The sequence below is a fragment of the Paenibacillus shunpengii genome (assembly GCF_042684905.1).
Classification (GTDB): Bacteria; Bacillota; Bacilli; order Paenibacillales; family Paenibacillaceae; genus Paenibacillus; species Paenibacillus shunpengii.
Window position 1 is genome coordinate 3,047,748 of sequence record NZ_JBHUMJ010000002.1, and the last position, 24,842, is coordinate 3,072,589.

The window sequence follows — 24,842 nt, forward strand, 5'->3', positions numbered from 1 at the left end:
AGGTCAGATCACCACCGCGTCGATAAGAGTAAACAATAGAATGACCATGCTGACCCAGCTGTTCAGCGTAAAGAATGCGGTCTGTACCCGGCTCATATCGTTTGGTGACACAATCATATGCTCGTATATTAGAAGTCCGCATGATATTAGTATACCTATTGCATATATCCAGCTCAAATCGGTCATGAAAAATAAGGAAATAAATCCGATTGCCGTTATGATATGAAAATATTTTGCGATATTCAATGCACCTTGGGTTCCAAATCGGGAAGGGATGGAATACACGCCTTCCTTCTGGTCAAAATCGATATCCTGACAAGCATATATTATATCAAAGCCAGCCGTCCAAAAGGCGGCAGAGAGATATAGCACAATTGCAGCAAGATTTATTTCCCCCGTCACAGCAACCCACCCGCCGAGCGGGGCTAGTCCAATCGTCAATCCAAGCACAACATGGCACAGCCATGTAAACCGTTTAGTATACGAGTATATTACGAGCATAAACACCGCAATAGGCAGCAGCTTCATCGATAAGGGATTAAGCTGTGATGCGGCCCAGAATAACAGAATAAACGATATGATTACAAAAATAACAACTTCACTTATCTTGAGCAGTCCTGCAGGTATGGCTCTTCCGGCTGTGCGCGGATTTTTGCCATCGATCACCCGGTCTATCATTCGGTTTAAGCCGAAGGCTGCACTCCGAGCTCCCACCATGGCGAGCAGAATCCATCCAATCTCAGCCCAGAATGGCAGCCTTTCATTTATTTCTGTAGAACCAAGGATGGCTCCCATAAAAGCAAATGGCAGAGCAAATAAGGTATGCTCTATTTTAATCATTTCCAGAAAAACACCGATCTTTTTAAACATGCTGACTCTCCTTGCTCCCAATATGTAATGCTGCGATTCCGCCTGTCAGCGGATAGGACCTCACATCCTTGAGTCCCGTTTCCCTGAAGATGTGTTCAAGCTCTTCTCTTCCAGGAAACATCGCTAGAGAGTCAGGCAGCCATTTGTACTGTTCGTAGCGTTTAGCAAGAAGCTTACCCATAAAAGGCAAAATACGTCTAAAATAAAAATAATAAATCCCCTTAAAAGGCTGCCACGTCGGCTTTGACAGCTCCAAACATACGACCATTCCACCCGGCTTGACGACCCGCTGCATCTCTGACAGCACTTGTCTTAGGTCCGGGACATTGCGAAGACCAAAGCCAATGGTTACATAATCAAACGAATGATCTTCATAAGGAAGCTGCATGGCATTTCCTTGAACAAGCGTAATTTGCTGATCTCGACCCTGCTGTGCCACCTTCTCCCGTCCGACTGCAAGCATATTGCTGCTGAAATCCAGTCCATTGATGTGACCTGTTTCACTTGCTTCTGCAAGGCTGATCGTCCAGTCGCAGGTCCCGCAGCATACATCCAGCGCCGTTTGCCCACGCTGCACATTCATCTTCTTCATGGTGAACTTTCGCCAAGCCTTGTGACGCCTGAAGCTGAGCGTGTCGTTCATAAAATCGTATTTAGTAGCAATGCTTTGAAACACCGAATGAACGTGCTGCTCCTTCGGATTCTCCCCTTCATGCTGCATGTTCGAACCACCTTTTATTCACTTATCAAACAACTTTGCCAGGTGCTCTGTATGTACGGTACGATTCCATCATCTTCAAGATTTCCTGTACAACCACCTGATCGCTTATTTCATTCTCAATAAATCGTTCAGTATCATTCACCGAATGACGAAGCTTGTCCGTTAAAAATTCCTGTGTTCTGTGCTTAAGCGTGAGCTGAATCCATTCATTAGGCTCAAGCTCATTCCTGTTAAGGGCTCCCTTAACATTGGAATCCGTATGGCCTAGAATCTGATAATAAGCGAGACGATAACGAGAGCGTTCCATATCTCTCACATGTTCAATCTCCTCAATGAGCATATCGAACAAACTAAATGCGCTGAGGACTCGATCGAACAACGAGACTTCTTCAGCTGAGATCATGCTCTGAAAAGAAAGAAACAGCTGCTTCTTCAGCTGCACGGATTCGTTAACGTATTCCTCTGCTGTAACCAGCTGTCGTCTCATTCGATTGTACAGATTCATTTTCCGCTCGTTCACGATGCAGATTCCTTCACTGAGGGATGCTACAACGGAGATTTGACCTGCTGCAGCCAGAAGTTGATAGAACCTCGCGCTGAAATAATCGCCACCAAGTACTTTTAGCTGACGAGATCGCATCTCCTGTTCCTTCAGATCCTCCTCATGAACATCGATCATCTCATGTGTATCAAGACCCATTTGTACAAGTGCAGTAACGAGGGAATATAACTCACTATGCTCCGCTGATCGAACCGGTCCACGATTCAAAAAAAACGCAAGCAGCCGTACACGGCCATCAGGAAAATTCGGAATTTCCGTATGCCGCTGAATCATATCATAGTTTGTATATTTTTTTGCAAGATTAGGTACGCGGTATGTAGTCATCCTGATCCTCCGAGCCATTAAATAAGTAACGTATCAATTGCATAAATAAGAAATTAATTCAAATAGCATATATTCACAATCTTATCTATTATAGCATACGATCGAAATGATCGCACAAGCATCATTAACCCTTTTCAACGTAAAATGAACTGTCTGCGCCATAAATTCGTCTCCGACATATGAAACCATATTTTAAGCTCCTCAGGGAGCTCAGCGCTCTTCCAGGTTTCAAGCAATTGCAGTGCTTCAAGACTCCACTCGCTCCGCCTGATATCTGCCGATAACAGCAGATGACGGCTTCCCGTCCAATCATCCTGAGCCAGAACCCGCAGCATCAGCTGCTGCACATTAGCGGTCTCCTCAAAAGAAAAGGATGCGACAGTCGCTATATCTTCGTAAATATCAGATGGATCACTTGATTCATCTGCTGCTCTCAAATCAATAGTGAGAACATTGCTGTTCCAATTCACTTTGCTGATCTGTGCCTCAAGCTTCAATTCATGCAAGTAATCGACCAGATTGTGGTCCTCCAGTCTAATCGGATCCCTGCTCTGCAGAACCTCGCGGGCATCCTGAAGAAAGGAGTCTTTTTGAATGGAAACAAATGTAGCTAGCAGCATGAGTGTACTTAATGAGATGGAAAGGACTATGAGAATGACTTTTTTCTTCTTCAAAAAGATTCGCCTCCCATTTCCTATTGTGAGCTCGTAAGACAAGGCCCATACCTCATTGTACAAAGAAAAAAAGCAGGCTATGCCTGCATTTTGAAGTCGCGTAAAAATAAGCGGTTATTGATCTGTTTCGATCTTCCCATGCTTGGTCATCACTTCTGCTTTGCCCCGCACTTTGATTGCTGAAGTATGATCTGTGAATTGGGCGATCATGACTTCACCTTTATCGAGCTTCTCCGTGTGATGAAATCTTGTATCATGTCCTCGGGTCAGTCCAATGACGTGCACACCGTTCTCTTTTGCCTTAATCACGATATAATCGCCGCCTAATGGAATTTCCATGCCCACTGCCCCTTTTCAATTAAATGAAAAAAGCCGTGAACGTATTCACGGTCTTTTTGGTTACCTGGTCGTATGTAGAAATCTTATTTGATTCCATCTTTGAGCGCTTTGCCTGGTTTGAAAGCAGGAATTTTGCTCGCAGGAATTTCGATTTCTTCACCTGTCTGCGGATTACGTCCTTTACGTGCAGAACGCTCGCGTACTTCAAAGTTACCGAAACCAACGAGTTGTACTTTATCTCCATTTTGCAGAGCTTCGGAAATGGCTTCGAATACAGCATCCACTGCTTTCGTAACATCCTTCTTCGACAATTCAGTTGCCTCTGTAACTTGTGCAATCAGATCAGATTTATTCAAGTGTATTCACCTCCTGAAATATCTTAAGTGTTATACTGTGTTTCCGTTTTACCGCAAAATATACGTGGCTAGGCTATTTTTATACTAATAGGTTCATATGCCCGGCTCATTACATCCGCGCCAAGAAGGGGAAATATCTAGTCACAGGACTATATTTCTCTTGAACGGACAAACTTTATAGTAATACAGTCAGAATACAATTTCAAGTGAATTCAGCGCTATATATAGTTAAAATTGATAGATTCTTCGCCGTTTTATGAGCTAATGGTCCATTACACCGTTTATGGACAAGCAAAATAACCGAAAAGGATATATCCTTTCGGTTATTTTAGTGACTAGCCTGAAGTTACAGAATGATGGCGATCAGTCCGCCAGAGCCTTCATTAATAATGCGTCCGAGTGTTTCCTGCAGCTTGTATCTTGCATTATCCGGCATCATGGCAATCTTGCCTTGAATGCCCTCACGTACGATGGAATGAAGCGAACGGCCAAACATATCTGAATCCCATACCTTAATCGGATCATTCTCAAAGTCCTGCATGAGGTATCGTACAAGCTCCTCACTCTGCTTCTCTGTGCCTATAATCGGCGCGAACTCAGACTCGACATCCACCCGAATCATATGGATCGAAGGCGCAGTCGCTTTCAGTCTGACACCAAATCTGGTTCCTTGACGGATCAGCTCCGGCTCATCAAGCGCCATTTCAGCAAGCGAAGGTGCGGCGATGCCGTAGCCTGTCGTTTTTACCATCTCGAGCGCTTCGGCAAAGCGATCATATTCTTTTTTCGCATGAGCAAAGTCCTGCATGAGCTGTAACAGATGGTCTTTGCCCCGAATTTCAATACCCACCACTTCATACAGAATCTGATCATACAATTCATCGGGTGCGTAGAGATCAATCTCTGCAACGCCCTGCCCCATATTCATCCCGCTGAGTCCAGCGCGGTCAATGAATTCATATTCCATGAACTGAGACACCACACGATCGACATCTCTCAACCGGCGAATGTCTTTGACTGTATCGCGCACGGAATTTTCATAATTCGAACGCAGCCAGTGATTTTCATTCAACACCATGACCCAGCTCGGCAAGTTGACGTTCACTTCATGAACCGGGAACTCATAGAGTACTTCTCTCAGTACGCCGGTTACATCATCTTCTGTCATGGTTGCTGCGCTTACGGTCATTACTGGAATATCATATTTCTCTGCGAGCTCGGCACGAAGCTGCTGTGCTTCTTCACTTTTTGGCTTGATGGAGTTGATGATCAGAACAAATGGCTTGCCGACCTCTTTGAGCTCAGCGATGACTCGCTCCTCGGACTCCACATAGGACTCCCGCGGAATTTCGGCAATCGTTCCATCTGTCGTTACGACAACACCTAGCGTCGAATGCTCTTGAATTACCTTACGTGTTCCAATCTCAGCTGCTTCCTGAAAAGGAATTGGCTCCTCGAACCATGGCGTCGATATCATCCGTGGTCCATTCTCATCCTCGTAGCCTTTTGCTCCTTCTACCGCGTAGCCTACACAGTCTACCAGTCTCACATTGACATCAAGACCGTCGGCTACCTTGATCTGCACTGCCGTATTTGGCACAAATTTGGGCTCTGTGGTCATGATGGTTTTACCTGCAGCGCTCTGCGGCAATTCGTCTACTGCGCGGACACGATCGGAATCACTCGTAATGTTTGGCAATACGATCGTTTCCATGAAGCGTTTAATGAATGTGGATTTTCCTGTGCGAACTGCGCCGACAACACCGAGATAAATGTCCCCGCCAGTGCGTTCGGCAATGTCTTTGAAAATGTCTACTTTTTCCAAGTGAAATCCCCTCCTAAAAATACTCCGAAGGAAAAATGCTAAAGAGCATCCGCTTCGTTTTCAATCAGACGTTAAACCCTGTAAGCGGTAGAACAGCTTATAAAAATTGCCCGGAAGTCGTCCGCCGCCGACAATCACATTCTGATCAAAGAGAGAAGATGAGCGGCGTAACTCGTACATGCTTTTGGACTAGTATCATAGTATGTACATGACCACTGCGGTATGACGCCTTTTCTAAAATTTCTATCACCAGACCGGATTTTTCTGATGATAGACGTCACCCTCTGCAGTCCATCCACACTAAACATATGACTCTCAGGAGCTTTTTAGAACGTTCGGCTATTGGCGTTCCATTTTTACCTCCCTCTCAGGCGTTCCATTTTTATCTCCTTCTCTCCGGTTGCTTCGCAAAAGTCGTTCAGGATCTAAAAATTCCACTGAGGTTTTTTGTAGGTAGCTCGAAAGTGGTCGTTCGCTTAAAGGACTAAACGCATCCTTCTTTAGTTCCTCTCAGGCGTTCCATTTTTATCTCCCTCTCTCCGGTTGCTTCGCAAAAGTCGTTCAGGATCTAAAAATTCCACTCAAGTTTTTTTGTAGGTAGTTCGAGGTGGTCGTTCGCTTAAAGGACTAAACGCATTCCTTCTTTAGCTCCTCGCGACGTTCCATTTTTAGTTCCTCTCAGGCGTTCCATTTTTATCTCCCTCTCTCCGGTTGCTTCGCAAAAGTCGTTTGGGATCTAAAAATTCCACTGAGGTTTTTTGTAGGTAGCTCGAGGGGGGACTTTGCTTAAAGAGATACTTCGCTCAAGGGCACAAGGCGCTGCCATTTCTAGGCACAAAAAAAACCGCCAATCTGGCGGCTTTGGATATATTTATTCTAGTACTGCAAGTGGGGCAGAGCCATCCCAATGATACGGCAATGATTTTACTGGCACATGATGTGAACGCTCCGTTAGCAGTTCTCTAAGATCCTCAGTTTCGGAAGGGGCAAGCTGCTCCCGCTCAATCACCTGCATGATGTCCACAGCATAATCGGCATATACATTTCCGTGATCATCGAGCAGATAGGGAAGAACTTCTCCAGAGTATACACTCTTTAATTCCTGCAATTGATTGGCCCCGCTCTGCAGCTTGTCCAGATCCACCCGAAATATACCGGGTGATACCTCCTCTGAGACTGGCCATTCATCATGTGCAGATTTATATGTCTGAACAGAACGCTGAACATCGTTTACACGCTGAACCGTTGTAAGGTCCATCACCTTTACAACCGGGTCTGTTTCTTCGTTCTGAAGCAGATAATATACGCTGCCTCCTTTTTCGAATGCAGTATTCGGTATATCATCCAGGTATCCCTGCTGCTCCAGCTTGTTCAGGTCAATTCGAAACTTTTCGTATCTTGGAGTCTCGTTACCAGCCGTAATCATAGGTAAAATATGCTGGTCTGACTGGAAGGAATCAATCGCATTCTGAATTCTGTTAACACTGTCGTCATAGTTCACAATTACAGCCTCTGATTCACTGCTTGTCCCCGGATACATACAGCCTGTCAGCATGACCAGGGTCAGAAGAAGTACGCCGAGAACAACAACCCGAAGCTTCCCCTTAGCGAATCGTACTTGATTATGTGACATCGCAAAGTCCGTCCTATTCTAAATCAATATGTGAATACGTTAAAAAAGCATATCCAAATTACCACAATTCATCACGTTCAGCCTGCTGTTTCTCAAGCTGCTTGCGGATTGCGGCCTTTAATTTGTCCTCTGGAAGCTCTACGACGACTGAATCACGGATCACCGCCTGACAAGCAAGCCGGGTTCCTTCATTCAGCCAAGTTCCGAGCTTGTTTATCTCAGCCGTACTTGGATCACTCAAGTTCTTGCGCTCCTGCTCTTGAACAGTTACCTTGCACATCAGGCAGCCCGCCTTCCCCCCGCAGCGAGTAGGAATATGGACTCCTGCTCTTCGCCCAGCTTGAAGCAACGTTGTGCCCTGCTTGACCGTAATTTCCTTGCGCATCGGCAAAAACGTTACCTTCACACTCATCATTAACTTCCTTCCTGCAAGCATTTTCACTGCTGAAGCTAGTGTTTAAATTCTAGTATTTAGCAGCCCCTCTATCCTTCTTAAATCTTGATCTGACCAAACATTCCTGGCAATGAGCTCTTGAATAAGGGGCAAATGCTGCTCCAAGCTCTCACTGATTTTTGTAGCGATGGGAATGTAACGATCCTCTCTTTGACGCAGTACATTGAATAGCAGCTCATGACTCAGTGGAGTTAACTTCACCATGCCTGCAGCTCCCCGTACGCTGTATGGTATTGCATATGAGCTTAATAGCTCGACTTCTGTGCGATAAAATGACCCCTCAGTACATATCTCAAACCCACCGGACAGCTCAACAGCGGAATCCTCAACTCGATAATGGCTTAACAGAGAAGTGTAGGTGCCGCTCCTGTCCAAGACCTGTTCGTCTATTTGCTTGTCTAGAGCGAGCCTATGCAGTAATTTGGCAACCCGAAGATCCGCATAGATATCAATATCATTCGGAGGCTTAGAGAGTCCAACACCTTGGAGCATTAAACTGCTGCTTCCTCCCAATAACCAGAGATAGTCATTTGTATTCCACATGTTGATTAATAATTTCAAAGATCGATCCAGCACCTCATCATGACTCCATTCATTTGGTGAAAATAGCCCTGCCAATCGGCTCACCTTCCCTTTTATCCTTTAAGTATATATCTTGATGCTTCAGTAAGCTCGCCGCATATATGTTATAGCAGGGATTCATCAATATCATTCATCGTTGCTACATGATTGACACTACGCCGCTGAAGAAACCAACTAACATGATAATAAAAGCAATGACGGATAAAATCCCTTTTATTATACCCTTAGTTTTGGCTCTGGCAAAAGTAATGAGAAAAACAGACACTCCCATAATCAAAATTGCGATAATGGAAAGCCACATTTTATCCATTGCACTCATGATTTGCTCCCTTTCGCTGCAACATTATTTTAGGTACGTTTGTCCATAAACATGACCTATTATATCATGAAAAACAGTACTGAACTTCCAAATAAAAGAAAAAAAGAACAAAGATCACAGGCTGCTGCCTCGCTCTTTGTTCTAGATCAGACCTTATTTCTTTTTCATCATCATTTTCATGATTGCTTCCATGTTGCTTGGATTCATACCGCTCTTTTTGACAGCATTTACGATTTCTTTAATCGTTTCTTCACTGACCGGTATATTGGCCATGGCAGAGACCTGCTTGATTAATGTCCGCAGCTGTGCTTCATTTTGCATTGTAGAAGGCTTAACCGTGTTGGCCAATTTTTTGACGGCCCCTTCGGATATTTTCTTACCGGTCTTCTTGTTAATCGCATCCAAAGCATCCTTAGAAAAATCTCCCATTTATTCCCCTCCTCAAGACAAAAACTCACAATATCATATGAGCTGTCTTAGGGAAAGGTGATGGACTCCACAATTCTAGGGCTCCAGCCTACGATGAGAACGAGCGAGCTTAAATTCTTTATTTATGCCATTGCTCCCAGGTCTCAAGCTTCATAACTTCCATCTCCGTCTTCGGATCTCGACCCATAAGTGCTTCTACTGCCGTACGACTGTCCTTGCCTGTGAACAGCACTTGATAGAGCTGATCGGCAATCGGCATCTGTACATTGAATTTGATCGATATGGCGTGAGCGGCCTCCGTAGTACGGATACCTTCCACCACCATCCCCATTGCTTCAAGCACTTCATTCAGCGGTTTGCCCTGACCGAGCGCATATCCAGCCCGCCAGTTCCGGCTATGTTTACTCGTCGCAGTTACGACAAGATCCCCAACACCCGCGAGTCCAGAGAAGGTGAGCGGATTCGCTCCCATTTGGACACCGACTCTCGAAATCTCGGCAAGCCCTCTCGTTATAATCGCCGCTTTAGCATTATCTCCAAAGCCAAGCCCATCCGACATTCCTGCACCGAGAGCAATGATGTTCTTAAGTGCTCCAGCCAGTTCAACACCCACTTGATCCCGGTTGGTATAGACCCTGAAGTTAACATTCATGAATAGATCTCTTGCATAGTTTGCCTTCTCATCGTTTAATGCCGCCACAACAATCGTTGTAGGATTCCGTTTCACCACTTCTTCGGCATGACTTGGCCCTGACAAGACAACAATATCGCCTTCGGCGGAATCCAATTCTTCCGCTATTACTGCGGACATCCTTTTTAAGCTGGGAAGCTCAAAACCCTTGGTTGCATGAATTATGAGCGTACCCTTAGTATAGTGCGGTTTCAATTGCTGAACCACAGTCCGCATCGCAGAAGAAGGAGCCACAATAATTATAGCGCTCGTGCCCTTTACGGCTTCTTCCATGTCACTGGAGGCTACAATACGATCTGACAGAGTGATGCCGGGCAGGTAACGGCTGTTTGTGTGCTGCAGATTAATTTCTGCCGCCTGCTGTTCACTTCTCGTCCACACAAATACATCATGTCCATTGTCAGCGAGCACGCTTGCAAGTGCAGTTCCCCAGCTTCCAGCTACCAAGAGCGTTACTTTTTTAGACAACCCGGTTTCCTCCCTTCGAAGAACTCGATCCTAACTTATTCTCCTTACCCTGAATCAACTTCGTAATATTTGTACGATGTCTCCAAAATGCAAAGATACAAATGATTAAGCTTGACCAAAAGAGAGGCCATGGATATAGAAGAATAAGCAAAAATAATGGCGTCAAAAAGACGAATATTAAAGAGCCGAGCGATACATATCTTGTGATGAAAATCGATAGAATCGCGATAATTCCTGCATACAAAGCAGGCAGAAAACAGAGGGTCGCTAATACACCAATAGCGGTCGCGATCCCCTTTCCACCACGAAATCGGAAGAATACGGGCCAGTTATGACCTATAATGGCACTGATACCGGAAAGTGCGGGAACCCAGGCCGAATCGCCTCCCAGCCATTTACCGATCCATACGGCTGCAATCCCCTTGGCAATATCGAGGGCCAGTACAAGTATGGCCGGCCCTTTGCCAAGCGTTCTCAGCGTATTCGTGGCACCTGCATTTCCACTTCCATGATCCCGAATATCAATACCCTTCATCAGCTTGCCAAATAAAAAGCTAAAGCTTACCGATCCCAGAAGATAGCTGACGATTACAGCTGTGATTGACCAAACCACATTGATTCTCTCCTAACTCTCATCAGACTTGCGCCGAGTAAATATTCTGATCGGTGTACCTTCAAAATTAAAGGCAGCACGAATTTTGTTCTCCAAGTAGCGCTCATATGAGAAATGCATTAATTCTGGATCATTCACGAATACAACGATTGTCGGAGGCTTGACGGCTACTTGTGTTACATAATTAATCCGCAGCCTTCTTCCTTTATCCGTTGGTGGCGGATTAATTGCAACTGCATCGGATACAACATCGTTAAGCAGATGTGTTTGTACACGCATAACATGCTGCTGAGATACATGCTGCACAACAGGAAGCAATTTTTGTAAACGCTGTTTCGTTTTTGCAGACAAAAATACGATAGGAGCATACGTCATGAATAGGAAATGATCACGGATCTTCTTCTCAAACTCATGCATTGTTTTGTCATCCTTGTCTACAACATCCCATTTGTTCACAACAAACAAGGAGGCTTTACCCGCCTCATACGCATACCCTGCAATATGCTTGTCCTGCTCGATAATGCCTTCTTCACCATTAATCACGATGAGAACAACATCTGCTCGTTCAATCGCACGCATCGCACGCATTACGCTGTATTTCTCGGTCGTTTCATATACCTTACCGCGTTTACGCATACCCGCCGTATCAATTAATACATAACGTTGTCCATCTTTTTCAAACGGAGTATCGATGGCATCCCGGGTCGTACCCGCAATGTCACTGACAATCACTCGTTCCTCGCCCAAAATCGCATTAACCAATGAGGATTTTCCTACATTCGGACGTCCAATCAGAGCAACCCGAATAACATCCTCATCATATTGGTCCTCTTCAAGTTCAGGCAGATTGTTCGTAATGGCGTCCAGCAGGTCGCCAATCCCGGTACCATGACTTCCTGATACACCAATTGGATCCCCGAAACCTAAAGAGTAGAACTCATAAATCAGATCGCTTCGACCGATATTATCCACTTTGTTAACAGCTACAATTACCGGCTTGCCTGAGCGATACAGCATTTGAGCTACTTCTTCATCTGATTGCGTAACACCTGTCTTCGCGTCACACATAAATACAATAACATCCGCTTCTTCGATGGCGAGTTCAGCCTGCATACGGATGGATTTGATAATAACATCCTCACCGTCAATTTCAATACCTCCGGTATCGATGACGCTGAAAGGCTTGCCGTTCCATTCTGCAACACCATATAGCCGATCACGGGTGATGCCCGGCTTGTCTTCCACAATGGCCAGCCGGTCGCCGATGATACGGTTAAAGATTGTTGACTTCCCCACATTCGGTCGCCCAACTATAGCCACAACGGGTCTTGCCATAAATACACTCCTCCTGTCACATCTTACGCTCATATCATAGCAAAAAATAGTTCATTTATATACATAGAACTAAAGATTCAAAAACAAAACGTATATATTTTGTGACCTTGTTATCCTAAAAAACACGTTTCGAACGACAATCGGCGAACCCCGGAGGGTTCGCCAATTCCATTAGCCACTATACACTGCCAGATATAAATCTTATGTTAAAGTGATGATCATTTAAATTTGCTAAGCTTGTCGCCAAAACGCTCACCAAGTGTAATGCTAAGTCCTTGGTTGCTCAATGAAACGTTAGGGTTGTCGATTTCCTCACGAGGTGCATTTTTGGACTTCTCTGCCCGAGCAGCTGGAGCCGGAGCTTCTTCTGTCTCCTTGATGCTCAGGCTAGCACGCTGTTCAGCAGTGCTGAGTTCCAAAATTTTCACTTGCACTTCTTGACCTTCTTTTAGCACTTCATTTGGAGTCCCGATATGCTTATGAGAGATCTGGGAAATATGAACAAGACCCTCTACACCTGGAGCGATCTCTACAAACGCACCGAATTGCACGAGACGTTTAACAACACCAGACACGATGTCACCCGTGTTAAATTGCGTAGAAGCCGTTTCCCATGGACCCGGTTGAGCTGCCTTGATACTAAGGCTGATCTTGCCTTTCTCAGGATCCACTTTCAGAACCTTAACATTGACTTTATCGCCTTCGGAAAGGACATCAGCTGGTTTATCCACATGATTCCAAGCAATCTCGGAAACGTGAACCAGACCATCAACGCCGCCTACATCAACAAATGCGCCGAATTGAGTCAAACGCTGTACGGTTCCTTCGATTTCTTGGCCTTCTTTCAGCTCAGCGATCACTTTTTGTTTGTTCGCTTCGAACTCAGCTTCCAGTACATCTTTTTGAGAAAGAATGACTTTATTCGCTTCACGATCAAGCTCTTTAACTTTAACGCGAAGTGTACGTCCTTTGTAGTCGCTGAAATCTTCAACGAAATGGCGTTCTACCATAGAAGCAGGGATAAATCCGCGTACGCCTACGTCTGCTACCACGCCGCCTTTTACAACATCAGAAACGGTAACTTCAAATACTTCACCAGATTCGAAATGTTTCTCAAGCTGCTCCCAAGCATTTTCGCTGTCGATAGCGCGTTTGGAAAGAACCAGTCTTTCTTTTTCATCATCGATGCTTACTACCTTGCACTCTACCTCTTGGCCTACTTGTACAGCATCGCCAATGTTGTCCACTTGCAGGGAAGAAAGCTCGCGAACTGGAATCACACCGTCATATTTATATCCAATGCTTACATAAGCCTGGTTATCCTCCAATTTGACAATGGTTCCTTTAACAGTATCCCCTTTTTTCAAAGATACGAATGAATCCAGCTCATCTTGGGTTGCTGCTTCTGTTACTTCTTGATTTTTAATCTCTTCCGACATATCAATACCCTCCTCAATTCAAAAACCCCATTTATTTAAACCTGCCAAGGCAGAGTTCAAAACATTACTGCATAAACCTGTTAATCGTAGCTTTCCATAAAATATAATGAATCATGCATCTGCGTTTATTATGGCTGAGAAGGTACTCCCGTCTTGGTCATCTCGTCAATCTTGGACATAATCTTCTCTGTAGCCCTTTCAAGCGCATCACCTGAAGGATCATCTTTAAACTCATCAAGATTTACAGGCTTGCCATAGACAATTTTCATCTTGCGGAACAGCTTATATTCACCGATGATTGCCGCCGGCACCACTGCTGAGCCGCTGCGCAAAGCGAAGCTCGCTGCCCCCTTCTTGCCAATTCCTCCATCGTTGTTGCGGCTGCCTTGTGGAAAAATACCGAGCACTTGTCCGTCTCGCAGTATGTTAAGGGCCGTCTTGATCGATTCCTTGCTGACGCCTCCCCGCTTTACAGGAAAAGCACCAACAGCCTTCAGGACAGGGCCAAGGACCGGAATATCAAAAAGCTCGCTCTTCGCCATAAACCTTACCTTGCGTTCAATCTTAATCCCAAGTGTAGGCGGATCGTAATTACTGATGTGATTACAGCATAACACCACTCCACCGTCACGGGGAATATTTTCTCTTCCTACAGCTTCTAAACGGAATAATACTGTATAAATGAATCTCAGCAAACCCCGACCGATTGAATAAATCATAAATCGACCTCTCTCCCGACTTCGTAACAGCGTGACACAATATGCTCAACAACTTCATCAATACTCATCGAAGTCGTATCTAGTACGATGGCATCATCTGCTTGACGGAGTGGAGAAATCTCCCGTTCCTGGTCAAGCTTGTCCCGAGCAGCAATATCTGATTCAAGCTGTTCCAATGTCAGGTCATCGGTCTTCTCCAATTCATTGAACCTCCGAAGTGCACGTTCCTTAACGCTGGCAGTCATAAAAATCTTCACTTCTGCATCTGGCAACACGGTAGTACCAATATCTCTGCCATCCATAACCACTCCTTTACGGAGCGCCATAACTCTCTGCAGTTCAACAAGATGTGCTCTCAAATCTTCAATCTGAGAATATAGAGACACAATCCCGGTTACTTCTCTTGATCGTATAGGTCCCGACACATCTTCACCGTTAAGGAGTACTTTCTGCCCATTCGCATCCGGGACAAGCTCTATGCTGAGCTCCCGTAAGTGCTTAAGAACTGAATCTACATCTTCCGGTTCAATTTCATGGCGAAGCATATAGTAGGTAACCGCTCGATACATGGCTCCGGTATCTACGTATATGTATGAGAGTTCACTCGCCACACGTCTGGCCACTGTGCTCTTTCCCGCACCTGCCGGACCGTCAATAGCCACATTCAACTTCCCGTTCTCTGCTGCTTTCTGGCTTGTCAACGGGCCATTCCTCCTCAAACTTAAGCCTCAAGAAAAAAGCAGGCATTGCCTGCGACGTGAAAATTATACCACACAACCTACGCTGATGCAAAAGCGTTCACTCTTCATTACCCCTAATTTCAGATCGTAAAGCGGGCTGAAGAGGAATTCCTTCCATGTTGAATACAGGGGATAATAAAGGGGCAAGCCCGGGTATATGGAGCAGTATTTGAATAATAACCAGCAGGGTTATTAGGCCGATTATGATCCGCTTGATAACATGCTCTATTTTGTTGCTGAATTCGGCGAACAACTTCTCATATTCCTGACTTGCTTCCTGATCGCGGCTCATCTGCAGTCCCTCCGACTTAGAGTTTGGTAAATTATGCCCTGGGAGAGACTAGCTTATTCTGTTCTGTGGCTTCTTTTATCTTCCGCGAAAATCCAACTGACGCTCAAAACAGTATTTAATTACTTTTTGGCGCTCCATATCTGTGATACTTATAAACTCTAACATAACTAAGCGTCTTCCGCTTTCCAGCTCTTGAATTCTTACGACAGAAGCTTCAAAGGGGACATGCTCAATCTCACCATTTTTGTAGGGAAGCAATAACCAGCACGACAGGCTCTGTCCTTGTTCCAAACTGTAACTGTTGTGTTCAAAGAATGAAAGTCCTCCCCCGCTTACATCATCTGTATAGGCTAAGAATCTTGTGAAGTCATGCTTGAATTTGACAGCGAGCTCCAGCTTCGCCTGAACGCGTAAATAATTGCGGCGCTGAACTTGAGATATTTCATCTTTAGAAGGTCTGCGTATCTTGATTAGTCGAATAACATCCTCTTTAAATCCTGTGACATATGTATTAAAAAAATGCTTAACTCCGCCTTCCGACACAAAACTAGCCGCCAGTTCATCTCCTAGTCTCAATCGGTGCAAATACTTACCCTCAAGCATGGGCACTTCTATACTAATCGAATCTTCTTCAACCTCGGCTACTCTTGACTTGTATTCCAGCTTCTTCTCTTTGTCCTCTGTTGAAGGAATTTGAACATATAAAACTTCATTTACTTTCGGATTCAATGCCAATCTCCACCTTAGAGCTTATTCATAACACTAAGGGATATTATACCATGTGATGAAGATCATACGTATATGCAAATAAGCTCCTCTCTTATCAAGAGAGAAGCTTACCTTAGTAACACTATAAACGGTTGGTTTGTCCTGGCACAACCTCTACCGCTTCTTCTATACCTGTATCGCTGTTCAGATAGATCCGATACTGCGAACCATTAATTTTGCCTACAAACTGATAGCACATCACTTCATCGCTGAACTCATTTTTAATGAGCGCCTTACGAACCATGCTGACTTTGAAGTCAGGATTCAGCTTCGCTTTGGCATCCTTCATTTTCATTTTCGGTGCGTCAAATTTCCGATCTTCTTGGTGTTCATTCAGAAACTCTGTCGCCTGTAGGCCGATGACCTCACCATTATCAAGAGCTACACGCACCGTAATTTTTTCGGGATACACAAGTACATCCTCATGCTGACGAACATAGGTGAAATTCCCGAGATTATCGTATTCATTGTAAGCAACCGCCTCCATCTCGCGATAGCCCTTCTTCACCAGAAATTGATCTGCCTTATTCATTGCCGTTTCTCGGTCGACTTTCTTCGGACCCACTTCTCTCTCATCATTGTAAGAAATAAGCAAACCACCGTCAGCAGTAAAATCCATACTTACTTTATGTCCGTTCGGATGAACGGCCGAAGCGGTATAAGATCTGTGATCTGTTCCCTTTCCGTTCTCCGTCACTTGAATCTCTTCTTGATTCAGGTCAGCGAATTTTTGTGCTTTGCGTTTAACATCGGCAGTGGTAACTGGTACACCGTTCAATTTGCGAACCTGGCGCTGTTCATACAAGCTCGATACCGAAGGCCCCCATTCAAGCGGCGGATATTCCCCGACTTTTTTATTGACGGAGCGGAAGCCATCCACAATTCCATTTTTCACTTCTTTATCACTCGTCATCGCCATTTCAGCATCCGACCACTTCAGATGATCATTGAGTACGCTCATTTGTACATTATCCAGATCTTTGTTAATCTCTTCCGTATTTTTGTACAAGGTTTGCAAGTTCTTTTTCTCTTCATCCGTCAACGGATTTTTCGTTAAATCACGAATCGATGCTTGGTAAGCAAACTTGGAAATGCGTGATAGCAGCTCCTCAGTTTCCGTAAATGGAAGTGTTCTGATTGGAAGCTGCGCGATCTCGTTCTGCGCCTCACTGCTCAGCCTCCAAACATTCATAAGCCCCTTTCGGTGCATCCCTTCAGATGCAGAGCTGACCGCAAGTGTATTCCCCAGCTCGGAGTGAATCCGGTCCATATTATAGGATAAGTCGTGAAACGCTCTTTGATAATGATTCTCGGATTGAACCATGACGCTGTTCTTTTGCTGGTTTAGCTGATATCCCCAGATGATAGCACCTATGAGCAGCACTGTCACAATAGGAAACAGAACCGAGCTTATTCGTCTGTACATCTTAATCGTTACTCCTTCCTTCAGGTAAGATGACCTTATTGTGACAAGAAGAAAGGAAGCTTATTCATCATCGTACTTAAAATTCAAATTACGTCCTCTTCAATCTCAAACCGATCTCGATTATCACAAATGCATTGCTTGAAGCCGGTCTCGATCTTTCCACGTTCCTTCTTTCCCCGGAGCACAAATCTTTCGCCGCACTGCTTGCAGCGGATCCTTACCTTCACTCTCATTAATAAGCCACCTTCCTCTTCACATTTAAATTCATTGTAGACAACAAAAAAACACACTCGTTGTAAGCAGCTTGAAAACTGCTTGAATACAACAAGTGTGTCCATATAAATTACAGATTAACCTCTTCTTCTCGCTTAACGAATCGAAACGGAGAGCGATTATTCGCCCGGTAAACCTTGCCCATCCCTCCATACCAGAGAATGACCATAATGGGAAGAATAGACCAATACCAGCCTCCACCCTTATTCAGCACAATGTCATATATTGCATGCCAGAATATTGGCAAGATGAGAGACATGGCGAGGAATTTGTTCCTAAGTTTCTGGGAGTCAGAGAACTTGGCTCTGCCTGTGTAGTACCCCATAATAACGCCGAACATCGCATGTCCCGAGACCGGTAATAGAGCACGAAACAGCATAAGTCCAAATGAGGCATTTCCAGCCCATGAATACAATACATTCTCTACTGTAGCAAATCCAAGTGATATGGCTACTGCATAAAGGATGCCATCATAGGGTTCGTCAAACGCAGTGTGGTGATAAATGAAATGAAACATAACGAGCCATTTAATCACTTCTTCCACACCCGCTGAGATGAGCCCAGCATGAAGGTATGGATTATGACCAAGCCATAGTTCAAGTCCCCGCTGGATAATCATAATTGGGAATACGGTCAGCATACCGAAAAAAAACATCCGAATAACGACATGAAGCGGCTCTGCATCGTAACGGTCTTTGAGATAGAAATAGGTCAGCAAGGCGAGTCCCGGAGCAATTGCTGCGGTTAAGACCGAAAACAGAAGCACCGTTCATCCCTCCAAATTGTTTTCCTTAACATTTATTTATTATGCGTCATGACGTTTAAAATGCTCACAAATTGTGGCGACCGCATTCTCCGCCATTACCAGCTTTCCATATTCCTGAAGGACTGCCGTCGTCACCGAGCTTCCTTCTCCAAATTCAGCAAGCAGAGCAATTAACGCACCGTGCTGCTCTGTATCAACTTCATCCGGTTCAAGGTGCAGGAACCATTTGTCTTGATAATGATACAACCGACCGGCTCCAGTCACTTTATTGCGAAGCATATGAGCTGCTTCAATCAGAACTTCAAAATCCTTGAAAGTGTACATGACCGAATCGCTCTGTTCCAGTGTCACTTCCATTTCGTAAATTTCATCCGCGATGTCATCCTCATGCCCTGCGCCATAACGTTCGCGATCATATTTCCCTCTGGTCACAATAACGACCATTCCTTGAGCAGGCAAAGCAAAAACCTCAACAGCTAGTGGGCCTGTAGCATCAAATCCAAGTTCTGTATATGCTTGATCCATCATTTCTGTAAACAGTTCGTGAACTTTAGGCTCCTCTTGCCACATATCTTCCTTTTGGATGCCTCGCTCGCTTAAATCGTCAAAAGTAAGGAAAATCCGTATCTTATCGTGGCTTAAGCGTTCTATTTTCATACAGGATCCTCCCCTTGTATCATGCATGTGTTATAAATAAAATATGTTGCTATTTCGTGTTGTGTGCTGAAAATGGATTATGTAAGTATGTTATCATTTTATACCCACAATTGCACGCAATAAAAATGATAAAAAAAGAATCATTAGCAGCCCTTTTAAAAAAGGATCTGTAATGATTCCATGTCAAATCCCTTGCTTTTTTACACGCCTGGAATCACCGTGTGTGATTCTTTAAGCACTTGCTCGACTTCTTTTTTGACATCTGGGTTTGATCGAATAAAGGATTTGATCAAGTTCATGTTCTCTTCTCTTTCTTTCGGTGAAACCTGATGTTTGACAACTGTGCTTTTTGCATCAATGACATGTGAGTCAATTCCTGCTTTGCTCAGCATGCTTTCCATACCAGGAAAGGTCATGTCCATCATCTTTTCCTTCGTGTTGTTCAGCATTCTGCGGGCATCCCCTGATGTAGGCATGTGTACATTTCTAGCGAGCAGCGAGCTTGCGACAGCACCCAGTGTTATACCGAGCAGAAAAGAAGATGTTCTCATATTGATAAAAACCTCCTTGTATGATTAATGCACATCTATTGTTCGCTTATGTCGACAAACTCATGCGTATTAAATACAGGAAGTTCTCCAAATGATTAAAACTTTATAAGTCATAGCAACGTTCGAAGCGGCGGTGCGCCTATGATTCCCCAATACACAAGGGCTCCAGTGAGCAATATAAATATGATAATAAGCGAATTAACAAACCATTTGCTTAGACGTATTCGCTGTGAAGGAAATAAGTCAGATCTTGTAGGAAGAGTTTCTGCTTCCTGTATTTTTTGCGATGATTTTTTTGTATTAGGCTGCTGTTTCTTCTGCACTCTTGATAATGTAGCAGGAGCAGAAGCTACCTTCTTTGATAAGTTGTGCTGTGCGCTCTTTGCCGTGTTATTACTGCGAGTCGGTTTATTAGGCTGATGATGATCCTTCTTGCTTCGCTGCTTGGTTTCTCTCTTTTTACGATGGCCGTATGTTTCCGCCCTGCTAAGTTGATTAGTCATTTTCCCCTCCGAAAACGAATGGCGAGTCCGGATATCAAATCGATTAAGAAATGGCACAGTATTGGGGCCCATAGTGTTCCGGATTGCTCATAGATGTATCCCAAACCATAACTTGACAAGAATACCCAACCGGTTGGGAGCCAATGATTAAGGTATCTGAAGTGAATCAATGCAAAAATAATGCTTGTCCAATAGGGACCAAAGGCATGCTGAATTGCTCCTCTGAACAATAATTCCTCACAGACAGAGACAATAGCCGCTATACATACAATATGCCAGATCGGCCTGTTCTGAAACAGCATGTTATTAATTCCACCATCATCCATGCTGTCCTCGGGCATGAAGGATGATAAGAGAAAATCAATGATGAGCATAACCGCAGCAAGACCTAAGCCGTATATGACAAAGCTCCATCCATCCGGCAGTGCAAGGAGATCAAGCGGGTTTCGCTGCTGAAAAAAAATCCATACCAGTCCGATGATCAGGGTAAGTCCCTGAGTCAAATACAAGTTGATAAGCAAAAGGCGATCTGTCAGTTGATGAGGCTCTATCCTTTGCAACTTAAATTTCCTGCGCTGTTGTTTCTTCATTATCGCCTCTTCTTACTCCTATTCTAAAAATTGTATACTGAACAATAGTAGTCTAATTAAATGATAGCCAAAATAGATGAGAGATTCAAGAAACACATCCAAAGAGCTGTCTATACAAGAGGCAAATCGACGTTTAACGACGTTCATCTTGTTTAGTGGGTCAACTATTGACATGGTGATGTAACCCATGATACATTATGAAAAAATTCAATATGAATACGAAATACGAAGACGGAGAGAAGGTCCGGGTAATATAACAGAGAGCCGATGGCAGGTGGAAATCGGTAATTAATCGGAGAACCTTTAGCACTCCTGAGTTATTGCATTGAACGTTAAGTAGGTGCAATCGAATGATTCCCGTTAAGAATCCGGTCATGTATAAATGACCATTGAGGCTTTTGCTTGTGAGAGCAATCGCGAATTAGGGTGGTACCACGACAACTCTCGTCCCTTACTATGGAGATAGTATGAGGATTGGGAGTTTTTTTGTGTATTCAGATTATTTTCACGAAGTACAAATCCTTACAGCATCACACTCTATTACTGCGACGCATTACTATTTTACCGAGTTTATGAAATGGCCCTGCTCAAATGTTATATTAGAGCGCCGCTTCTTAATCTATATTAGTTACAATGATCAAGGAGGAAGAGATTCATGTTAAAAGTATTGGTATCTGATCCGATCAGTGATTTGGGAATTCAGCAGCTGGTGGATGCTGAAGATGTAAGTGTTGACAAGAAAACGGGACTTAGCGAAGAGGAGCTTGTACAAATTATCGGTGATTATGATGCGCTTCTGGTCCGCAGTCAGACTAAAGTAACGCGTAAGATTATGCAGGCAGGAAGTCGCCTGAAGGTTGTTGGGCGTGCAGGTGTAGGGGTCGATAACATTGATTTGGAAGCTGCTACAGAGAGAGGTATTATCGTTATTAATGCACCTGACGGTAATACGATTACCACTTGTGAACACACTTTTGCCATGATGATGGCTTTGGCCAGACATATTCCTCAAGCTTATGCCAAGACCATTAACGGGACCTGGGATCGCAAAACCTTCCTTGGCGTTGAACTAAGAAACAAGACGCTTGGCGTACTCGGTATGGGCCGAATCGGAAGTGAGGTCGCGAAGAGAGCCAAAGCATTCGGTATGAACATTCTGGGCTATGACCCATTCCTTACTCAAGAACGTGCTGAGAAGATGGGAATCACTCTTGCTAGCGTGGATGAAATTGTGCGTCAGGCCGACTTTATGACGGTGCATACACCACTGACACCTGAGACCAAGCATATGATTGCGCGTCCTCAATTCGAGGTTATGAAAAGAGGTATGCGAATTATTAACTGTGCACGCGGTGGGATCATTGATGAAATGGCACTCGTTGAGGCGGTTGACGAAGGAATCGTGGCAGGAGCTGCTTTTGACGTATTCGAAAGTGAGCCCCCTCAAGCGGATCATCCGTTCTTGACTCATCCTAAAATTATTGTAACTCCGCATCTTGGTGCATCCACTGTTGAGGCGCAGGAAAATGTAGCAATTGACGTATCGGAGCAGGTGCTTCATATCTTGCGTAACGAACCGTTCAAAAACGCGGTAAATATGCCTCCTGTTGCAGCAAGTGTCATGAATGTAATCCAGCCTTATTTCAAACTGGGTGAAACTCTGGGTAGTTTTGCTGCTCAAATCTCTAATGAAGCTGTTCAAGAGATCCATGTTGATTATGCAGGAGAATTGTCTGAGGTGGACACTCAGCAGTTGACGCGTTACATTTTGAAGGGGATTCTTGAACGCCATCTTGGAAGCGAGGCGAATATCGTTAACTCCCTGCATCTTGCCAAGACTCGGGAGATTAATGTAGTCGTATCTCAAGCACCTCGTACAAAAGGATTTACTAATCTGATTACCGTAACGCTCAAAAATCAGAAGGAACAAGAACGTCGTATTGCTGGAACCTTACTTGCGGGATACGGCGAGCGGATCGTAAGACTTGATCATTTCCCTGTCGACTTTGCACCGGAAGAGCATCAGATCTTCATCTCACATAACGATAAACCGGGTATTATCGGCCGCGTTGGTACTCTGCTTGGCGAGAACGATGTTAATATCGCATCCATGCAGGTAGGACGGAAAATTGTGGGTGGAGCAGCTATCATGATCCTGACTGTCGACAAGGAAGTTCCTAAGGAAGTCCTTGAGAAGCTCACTCAGTTGCCTGAGCTGAACTCTGCCAAAGAAATTATTCTCAAAAAATAAGACTAAGCTATCATAGTTACAGATGAAGCATGAAGAGAGCTGGCCATTCGGCCAGCTCTTTTTTTTGAAATGGAGGTACCTATACTTATAGGATGTTATGAAATACGGTGGATGGACCACACAATCCCTGGAGTACCCGCTCCACCAAGATCCAAAGCAACAGTTAAGCCATTAGCTGCGTAGAAGAGCCCTATAACGTCACCTGCCGTGAGCTGTACATCCCCTGTTAGTGTGACCGTTCCATTTCCGAGAATGGCTCTTAAAGTAAGAACTAAGGCCACGTTAACGTTGAGAACAGGGAATAATCCACTTATCAATGGTGTCGTTGTTGGCGAGGTTCTTTGCACAACAAATGCGGGATTAACTCCTGCTCCTAAGGAAATAGAGAGTGCTGCGGTAGTAGAATAATTGATGGTCGCATTAATCGTATAACGGCCTGTTGTCGGAACTGTAAAGTTCCCTGTAGCTTCATTAAATGTCGCACTATCGTAATAAGGGGCAGTGACTGTCCATCCTGTCAATTGAGTACTAGTCGAAGTAGACACCGCAGGAAGAAACGCGGAGAACCCATCAGTTCCTACGATCGTCCCCGTAGCCCCTGTAATTCCTGTTGCTCCCGTCAGACCTGTTGCCCCAGTTGTACCCGTTAAGCCAGTGGTTCCTGTTGCACCTGTCGCCCCTGTTAGTCCAGTGGTTCCCGTGGCTCCGGTACTTCCCGTCATTCCTGCTGTTCCTGTTGCGCCTGTCTCTCCGGTCGCGCCTGTCAGACCCGTGATACCCGTTGCTCCGGTACTTCCTGTCACTCCCGTTGTTCCTGTTGCACCCGTCTCTCCAGTGGCTCCTGTTAGTCCAGTGGTTCCCGTGACTCCGGTACTTCCTGTCACTCCCGTTGTTCCTGTTGCGCCTGTCTCTCCGGTCGCGCCGGTCAGACCCGTGATCCCCGTAGCTCCGGTACTTCCGGTGACTCCTACTGTTCCTGTTGCACCCGTCTCTCCGGTGGCTCCTATCGGACCTGTGATTCCCGTAGCTCCGGTACTTCCTGTCACTCCCGTTGTTCCAGTTGCACCTGTCTCTCCAGTGGCTCCTGTTGGACCTGTAATTCCTGTTGCTCCGGTACTTCCTGTCACTCCCGTTGTTCCTGTTGCACCCGTCTCTCCGGTCGCGCCTGTCGGACCTGTGATTCCCGTAGCTCCGGTACTTCCTGTCACTCCTGTTGTTCCTGTTGCACCTGTCAGACCCGTGATCCCCGTAGCTCCGGTACTTCCCGTCACTCCCGTTGTTCCTGTTGCGCCTGTCTCTCCGGTGGCTCCTGTCACACCTGTAATTCCTGTTGCTCCGGTACTTCCGGTGACTCCTGCTGTTCCTGTTGCACCCGTCTCTCCCGTCGCGCCTGTCAGACCCGTGATTCCCGTAGCTCCGGTACTTCCCGTCACTCCCGTTGTTCCTGTTGCGCCCGTCTCTCCGGTCGCGCCTGTCGGACCTGTGATTCCCGTAGCTCCGGTACTTCCTGTCACTCCTGCTGTTCCTGTTGCACCCGTCTCTCCGGTGGCTCCTGTCTGACCTGTGATCCCTGTGGCTCCGGTACTTCCGGTTACTCCTACTGTTCCTGTTGCACCCGTCTCTCCCGTCACACCTGTTCCGGTCGCACCTGTACTGCCCGTTACCCCAGCTC

28 protein-coding genes, 1 pseudogene and 1 other annotated feature are annotated in these 24,842 nt (G+C 45.1%); of the genes and pseudogenes, 1 reads left to right on the forward strand and 28 read right to left on the reverse strand.

The genetic code is table 11. The annotated features are described in order from the left end of the window. Positions 1–3: 3 nt before the first annotated feature. The 27 genes from ACFSVM_RS14190 to ACFSVM_RS14320 all read right to left on the reverse strand — a co-directional run bounded on the left by ACFSVM_RS14190 (position 4) and on the right by ACFSVM_RS14320 (position 20,919). Positions 4–870: a UbiA-like polyprenyltransferase gene (locus ACFSVM_RS14190; RefSeq protein WP_076312895.1), complete on the reverse strand. Its 867-nt coding sequence runs from the start codon at positions 868–870 to the stop codon at positions 4–6. Next, positions 863–1,591 (reverse strand): demethylmenaquinone methyltransferase, encoded by a 729-nt coding sequence (locus ACFSVM_RS14195; protein WP_076312896.1) that lies wholly within the window; start codon positions 1,589–1,591, stop codon positions 863–865. Before ACFSVM_RS14195 ends, ACFSVM_RS14190 begins: the two co-directional genes overlap by 8 nt. A gap of 25 nt (positions 1,592–1,616) precedes the next feature. Then, positions 1,617–2,477, reverse strand: a complete 861-nt coding sequence (locus ACFSVM_RS14200; RefSeq protein ID WP_076312897.1) for a heptaprenyl diphosphate synthase component 1 — start codon at positions 2,475–2,477, stop codon at positions 1,617–1,619. A gap of 134 nt (positions 2,478–2,611) precedes the next feature. Continuing rightward, a complete protein-coding gene (locus tag ACFSVM_RS14205) occupies positions 2,612–3,151 on the reverse strand; it encodes a hypothetical protein (RefSeq protein WP_090723962.1) in 540 nt (179 codons plus the stop codon). Positions 3,152–3,265: 114 nt separating this feature from the next. Further along, entirely contained in the window at positions 3,266–3,490 is a 225-nt protein-coding gene (gene mtrB / locus ACFSVM_RS14210; RefSeq protein WP_047911127.1) for a trp RNA-binding attenuation protein MtrB, read from the reverse strand. 83 nt (positions 3,491–3,573) lie between these two features. After that, positions 3,574–3,846 (reverse strand): HU family DNA-binding protein, encoded by a 273-nt coding sequence (locus ACFSVM_RS14215; protein ID WP_047911126.1) that lies wholly within the window; start codon positions 3,844–3,846, stop codon positions 3,574–3,576. Positions 3,847–4,192: 346 nt separating this feature from the next. Continuing rightward, the gene (spoIVA, locus tag ACFSVM_RS14220) at positions 4,193–5,671 is read right to left on the reverse strand and encodes a stage IV sporulation protein A (RefSeq protein WP_047911125.1); all 1,479 of its coding nucleotides are present in this window, start codon (positions 5,669–5,671) and stop codon (positions 4,193–4,195) included. A gap of 871 nt (positions 5,672–6,542) precedes the next feature. Further along, a complete protein-coding gene (locus ACFSVM_RS14225) occupies positions 6,543–7,304 on the reverse strand; it encodes a hypothetical protein (protein WP_090723961.1) in 762 nt (253 codons plus the stop codon). Positions 7,305–7,362: 58 nt separating this feature from the next. Then, on the reverse strand, positions 7,363–7,716 hold the full coding sequence (locus tag ACFSVM_RS14230; RefSeq protein WP_090724513.1) for a 2Fe-2S iron-sulfur cluster-binding protein: 354 nt from the start codon (positions 7,714–7,716) through the stop codon (positions 7,363–7,365). A 45-nt stretch (positions 7,717–7,761) separates the two neighbouring features. Then, entirely contained in the window at positions 7,762–8,376 is a 615-nt protein-coding gene (locus ACFSVM_RS14235; RefSeq protein ID WP_076312900.1) for a hypothetical protein, read from the reverse strand. A 103-nt stretch (positions 8,377–8,479) separates the two neighbouring features. Further along, entirely contained in the window at positions 8,480–8,659 is a 180-nt protein-coding gene (locus ACFSVM_RS14240) for a DUF2768 family protein (RefSeq protein ID WP_047911124.1), read from the reverse strand. Between the two features lie 153 nt (positions 8,660–8,812). Next, positions 8,813–9,088 (reverse strand): stage VI sporulation protein F, encoded by a 276-nt coding sequence (locus tag ACFSVM_RS14245; protein ID WP_047911123.1) that lies wholly within the window; start codon positions 9,086–9,088, stop codon positions 8,813–8,815. Between the two features lie 118 nt (positions 9,089–9,206). Further along, positions 9,207–10,247: an NAD(P)H-dependent glycerol-3-phosphate dehydrogenase gene (locus tag ACFSVM_RS14250; RefSeq protein ID WP_076312901.1), complete on the reverse strand. Its 1,041-nt coding sequence runs from the start codon at positions 10,245–10,247 to the stop codon at positions 9,207–9,209. After that, complete coding sequence (gene plsY, locus ACFSVM_RS14255) at positions 10,240–10,860, reverse strand: glycerol-3-phosphate 1-O-acyltransferase PlsY (protein ID WP_076312902.1); 621 nt, start codon at positions 10,858–10,860, stop codon at positions 10,240–10,242. The genes ACFSVM_RS14250 and plsY overlap by 8 nt, the downstream gene beginning before the upstream one ends. Before the next feature lie 12 nt (positions 10,861–10,872). Beyond that, positions 10,873–12,195, reverse strand: a complete 1,323-nt coding sequence (gene der / locus ACFSVM_RS14260; protein WP_076312903.1) for a ribosome biogenesis GTPase Der — start codon at positions 12,193–12,195, stop codon at positions 10,873–10,875. Positions 12,196–12,413: 218 nt separating this feature from the next. Beyond that, entirely contained in the window at positions 12,414–13,634 is a 1,221-nt protein-coding gene (gene rpsA, locus ACFSVM_RS14265; protein ID WP_090723959.1) for a 30S ribosomal protein S1, read from the reverse strand. Positions 13,635–13,762: 128 nt separating this feature from the next. Continuing rightward, positions 13,763–14,353: a lysophospholipid acyltransferase family protein gene (locus ACFSVM_RS14270; protein ID WP_076312905.1), complete on the reverse strand. Its 591-nt coding sequence runs from the start codon at positions 14,351–14,353 to the stop codon at positions 13,763–13,765. Beyond that, positions 14,350–15,054 carry a (d)CMP kinase gene (cmk, locus tag ACFSVM_RS14275; RefSeq protein ID WP_076312906.1) on the reverse strand — a complete coding sequence of 235 codons (705 nt, stop codon included), beginning with the start codon at positions 15,052–15,054 and terminating at the stop codon, positions 14,350–14,352. The genes ACFSVM_RS14270 and cmk overlap by 4 nt, the downstream gene beginning before the upstream one ends. A gap of 97 nt (positions 15,055–15,151) precedes the next feature. Next, positions 15,152–15,385: a hypothetical protein gene (locus ACFSVM_RS14280; RefSeq protein WP_090723958.1), complete on the reverse strand. Its 234-nt coding sequence runs from the start codon at positions 15,383–15,385 to the stop codon at positions 15,152–15,154. 75 nt (positions 15,386–15,460) lie between these two features. After that, positions 15,461–16,114 (reverse strand): flagellar brake protein, encoded by a 654-nt coding sequence (locus tag ACFSVM_RS14285; protein ID WP_090723957.1) that lies wholly within the window; start codon positions 16,112–16,114, stop codon positions 15,461–15,463. 121 nt (positions 16,115–16,235) lie between these two features. Further along, complete coding sequence (gene ypeB / locus ACFSVM_RS14290; RefSeq protein ID WP_076312909.1) at positions 16,236–17,579, reverse strand: germination protein YpeB; 1,344 nt, start codon at positions 17,577–17,579, stop codon at positions 16,236–16,238. An 83-nt stretch (positions 17,580–17,662) separates the two neighbouring features. After that, positions 17,663–17,812: a hypothetical protein gene (locus ACFSVM_RS14295; RefSeq protein WP_177178677.1), complete on the reverse strand. Its 150-nt coding sequence runs from the start codon at positions 17,810–17,812 to the stop codon at positions 17,663–17,665. A gap of 110 nt (positions 17,813–17,922) precedes the next feature. Beyond that, positions 17,923–18,618, reverse strand: coding sequence for a glutamic-type intramembrane protease PrsW (prsW, locus tag ACFSVM_RS14300; protein ID WP_090723955.1), 696 nt, complete (start codon positions 18,616–18,618; stop codon positions 17,923–17,925). Positions 18,619–18,657: 39 nt separating this feature from the next. Further along, positions 18,658–19,275, reverse strand: a complete 618-nt coding sequence (locus ACFSVM_RS14305; RefSeq protein ID WP_076312911.1) for a genetic competence negative regulator — start codon at positions 19,273–19,275, stop codon at positions 18,658–18,660. Between the two features lie 200 nt (positions 19,276–19,475). Next, the gene (locus ACFSVM_RS14310) at positions 19,476–19,826 is read right to left on the reverse strand and encodes a hypothetical protein (RefSeq protein WP_076312912.1); all 351 of its coding nucleotides are present in this window, start codon (positions 19,824–19,826) and stop codon (positions 19,476–19,478) included. Positions 19,827–19,936: 110 nt separating this feature from the next. Continuing rightward, complete coding sequence (locus ACFSVM_RS14315) at positions 19,937–20,329, reverse strand: hypothetical protein (protein WP_090723953.1); 393 nt, start codon at positions 20,327–20,329, stop codon at positions 19,937–19,939. After that, positions 20,326–20,919, reverse strand: coding sequence for a CPBP family intramembrane glutamic endopeptidase (locus ACFSVM_RS14320; RefSeq protein WP_076312914.1), 594 nt, complete (start codon positions 20,917–20,919; stop codon positions 20,326–20,328). Before ACFSVM_RS14320 ends, ACFSVM_RS14315 begins: the two co-directional genes overlap by 4 nt. A gap of 219 nt (positions 20,920–21,138) precedes the next feature. Continuing rightward, positions 21,139–21,374, forward strand: a binding site (T-box leader). A gap of 200 nt (positions 21,375–21,574) precedes the next feature. Between ACFSVM_RS14320 and serA the strand changes: the two genes are divergently transcribed. After that, positions 21,575–23,170 (forward strand): phosphoglycerate dehydrogenase, encoded by a 1,596-nt coding sequence (serA, locus tag ACFSVM_RS14325; protein WP_076312915.1) that lies wholly within the window; start codon positions 21,575–21,577, stop codon positions 23,168–23,170. Between the two features lie 95 nt (positions 23,171–23,265). Here serA and ACFSVM_RS14330 read toward each other — a convergent pair. Then, positions 23,266–24,842: pseudogene (locus ACFSVM_RS14330) on the reverse strand (collagen-like protein); the annotation flags it as partial.

What these genes read in the sequence shown, in the direction of transcription:
- ACFSVM_RS14200 (WP_076312897.1), bottom strand. Translation starts at nt 2,477, where the DNA reads ATGACTACATACCGCGTACCTAATCTTGCAAAAAAATATACAAACTAT.
- ACFSVM_RS14305 (WP_076312911.1), bottom strand. Translation starts at nt 19,275, where the DNA reads ATGAAAATAGAACGCTTAAGCCACGATAAGATACGGATTTTCCTTACT.
- ACFSVM_RS14245 (WP_047911123.1), bottom strand. Translation starts at nt 9,088, where the DNA reads ATGGGAGATTTTTCTAAGGATGCTTTGGATGCGATTAACAAGAAGACC.
- ACFSVM_RS14320 (WP_076312914.1), bottom strand. Translation starts at nt 20,919, where the DNA reads ATGAAGAAACAACAGCGCAGGAAATTTAAGTTGCAAAGGATAGAGCCT.
- ACFSVM_RS14315 (WP_090723953.1), bottom strand. Translation starts at nt 20,329, where the DNA reads ATGACTAATCAACTTAGCAGGGCGGAAACATACGGCCATCGTAAAAAG.
- ACFSVM_RS14280 (WP_090723958.1), bottom strand. Translation starts at nt 15,385, where the DNA reads ATGAGCCGCGATCAGGAAGCAAGTCAGGAATATGAGAAGTTGTTCGCC.
- der (WP_076312903.1), bottom strand. Translation starts at nt 12,195, where the DNA reads ATGGCAAGACCCGTTGTGGCTATAGTTGGGCGACCGAATGTGGGGAAG.
- ACFSVM_RS14225 (WP_090723961.1), bottom strand. Translation starts at nt 7,304, where the DNA reads ATGTCACATAATCAAGTACGATTCGCTAAGGGGAAGCTTCGGGTTGTT.
- ACFSVM_RS14240 (WP_047911124.1), bottom strand. Translation starts at nt 8,659, where the DNA reads ATGAGTGCAATGGATAAAATGTGGCTTTCCATTATCGCAATTTTGATT.
- rpsA (WP_090723959.1), bottom strand. Translation starts at nt 13,634, where the DNA reads ATGTCGGAAGAGATTAAAAATCAAGAAGTAACAGAAGCAGCAACCCAA.
- ACFSVM_RS14195 (WP_076312896.1), bottom strand. Translation starts at nt 1,591, where the DNA reads ATGCAGCATGAAGGGGAGAATCCGAAGGAGCAGCACGTTCATTCGGTG.
- ACFSVM_RS14190 (WP_076312895.1), bottom strand. Translation starts at nt 870, where the DNA reads ATGTTTAAAAAGATCGGTGTTTTTCTGGAAATGATTAAAATAGAGCAT.
- ACFSVM_RS14230 (WP_090724513.1), bottom strand. Translation starts at nt 7,716, where the DNA reads ATGAGTGTGAAGGTAACGTTTTTGCCGATGCGCAAGGAAATTACGGTC.
- mtrB (WP_047911127.1), bottom strand. Translation starts at nt 3,490, where the DNA reads ATGGAAATTCCATTAGGCGGCGATTATATCGTGATTAAGGCAAAAGAG.
- ACFSVM_RS14310 (WP_076312912.1), bottom strand. Translation starts at nt 19,826, where the DNA reads ATGAGAACATCTTCTTTTCTGCTCGGTATAACACTGGGTGCTGTCGCA.
- serA (WP_076312915.1), top strand. Translation starts at nt 21,575, where the DNA reads ATGTTAAAAGTATTGGTATCTGATCCGATCAGTGATTTGGGAATTCAG.
- ACFSVM_RS14295 (WP_177178677.1), bottom strand. Translation starts at nt 17,812, where the DNA reads ATGAGAGTGAAGGTAAGGATCCGCTGCAAGCAGTGCGGCGAAAGATTT.
- ypeB (WP_076312909.1), bottom strand. Translation starts at nt 17,579, where the DNA reads ATGTACAGACGAATAAGCTCGGTTCTGTTTCCTATTGTGACAGTGCTG.
- ACFSVM_RS14270 (WP_076312905.1), bottom strand. Translation starts at nt 14,353, where the DNA reads ATGATTTATTCAATCGGTCGGGGTTTGCTGAGATTCATTTATACAGTA.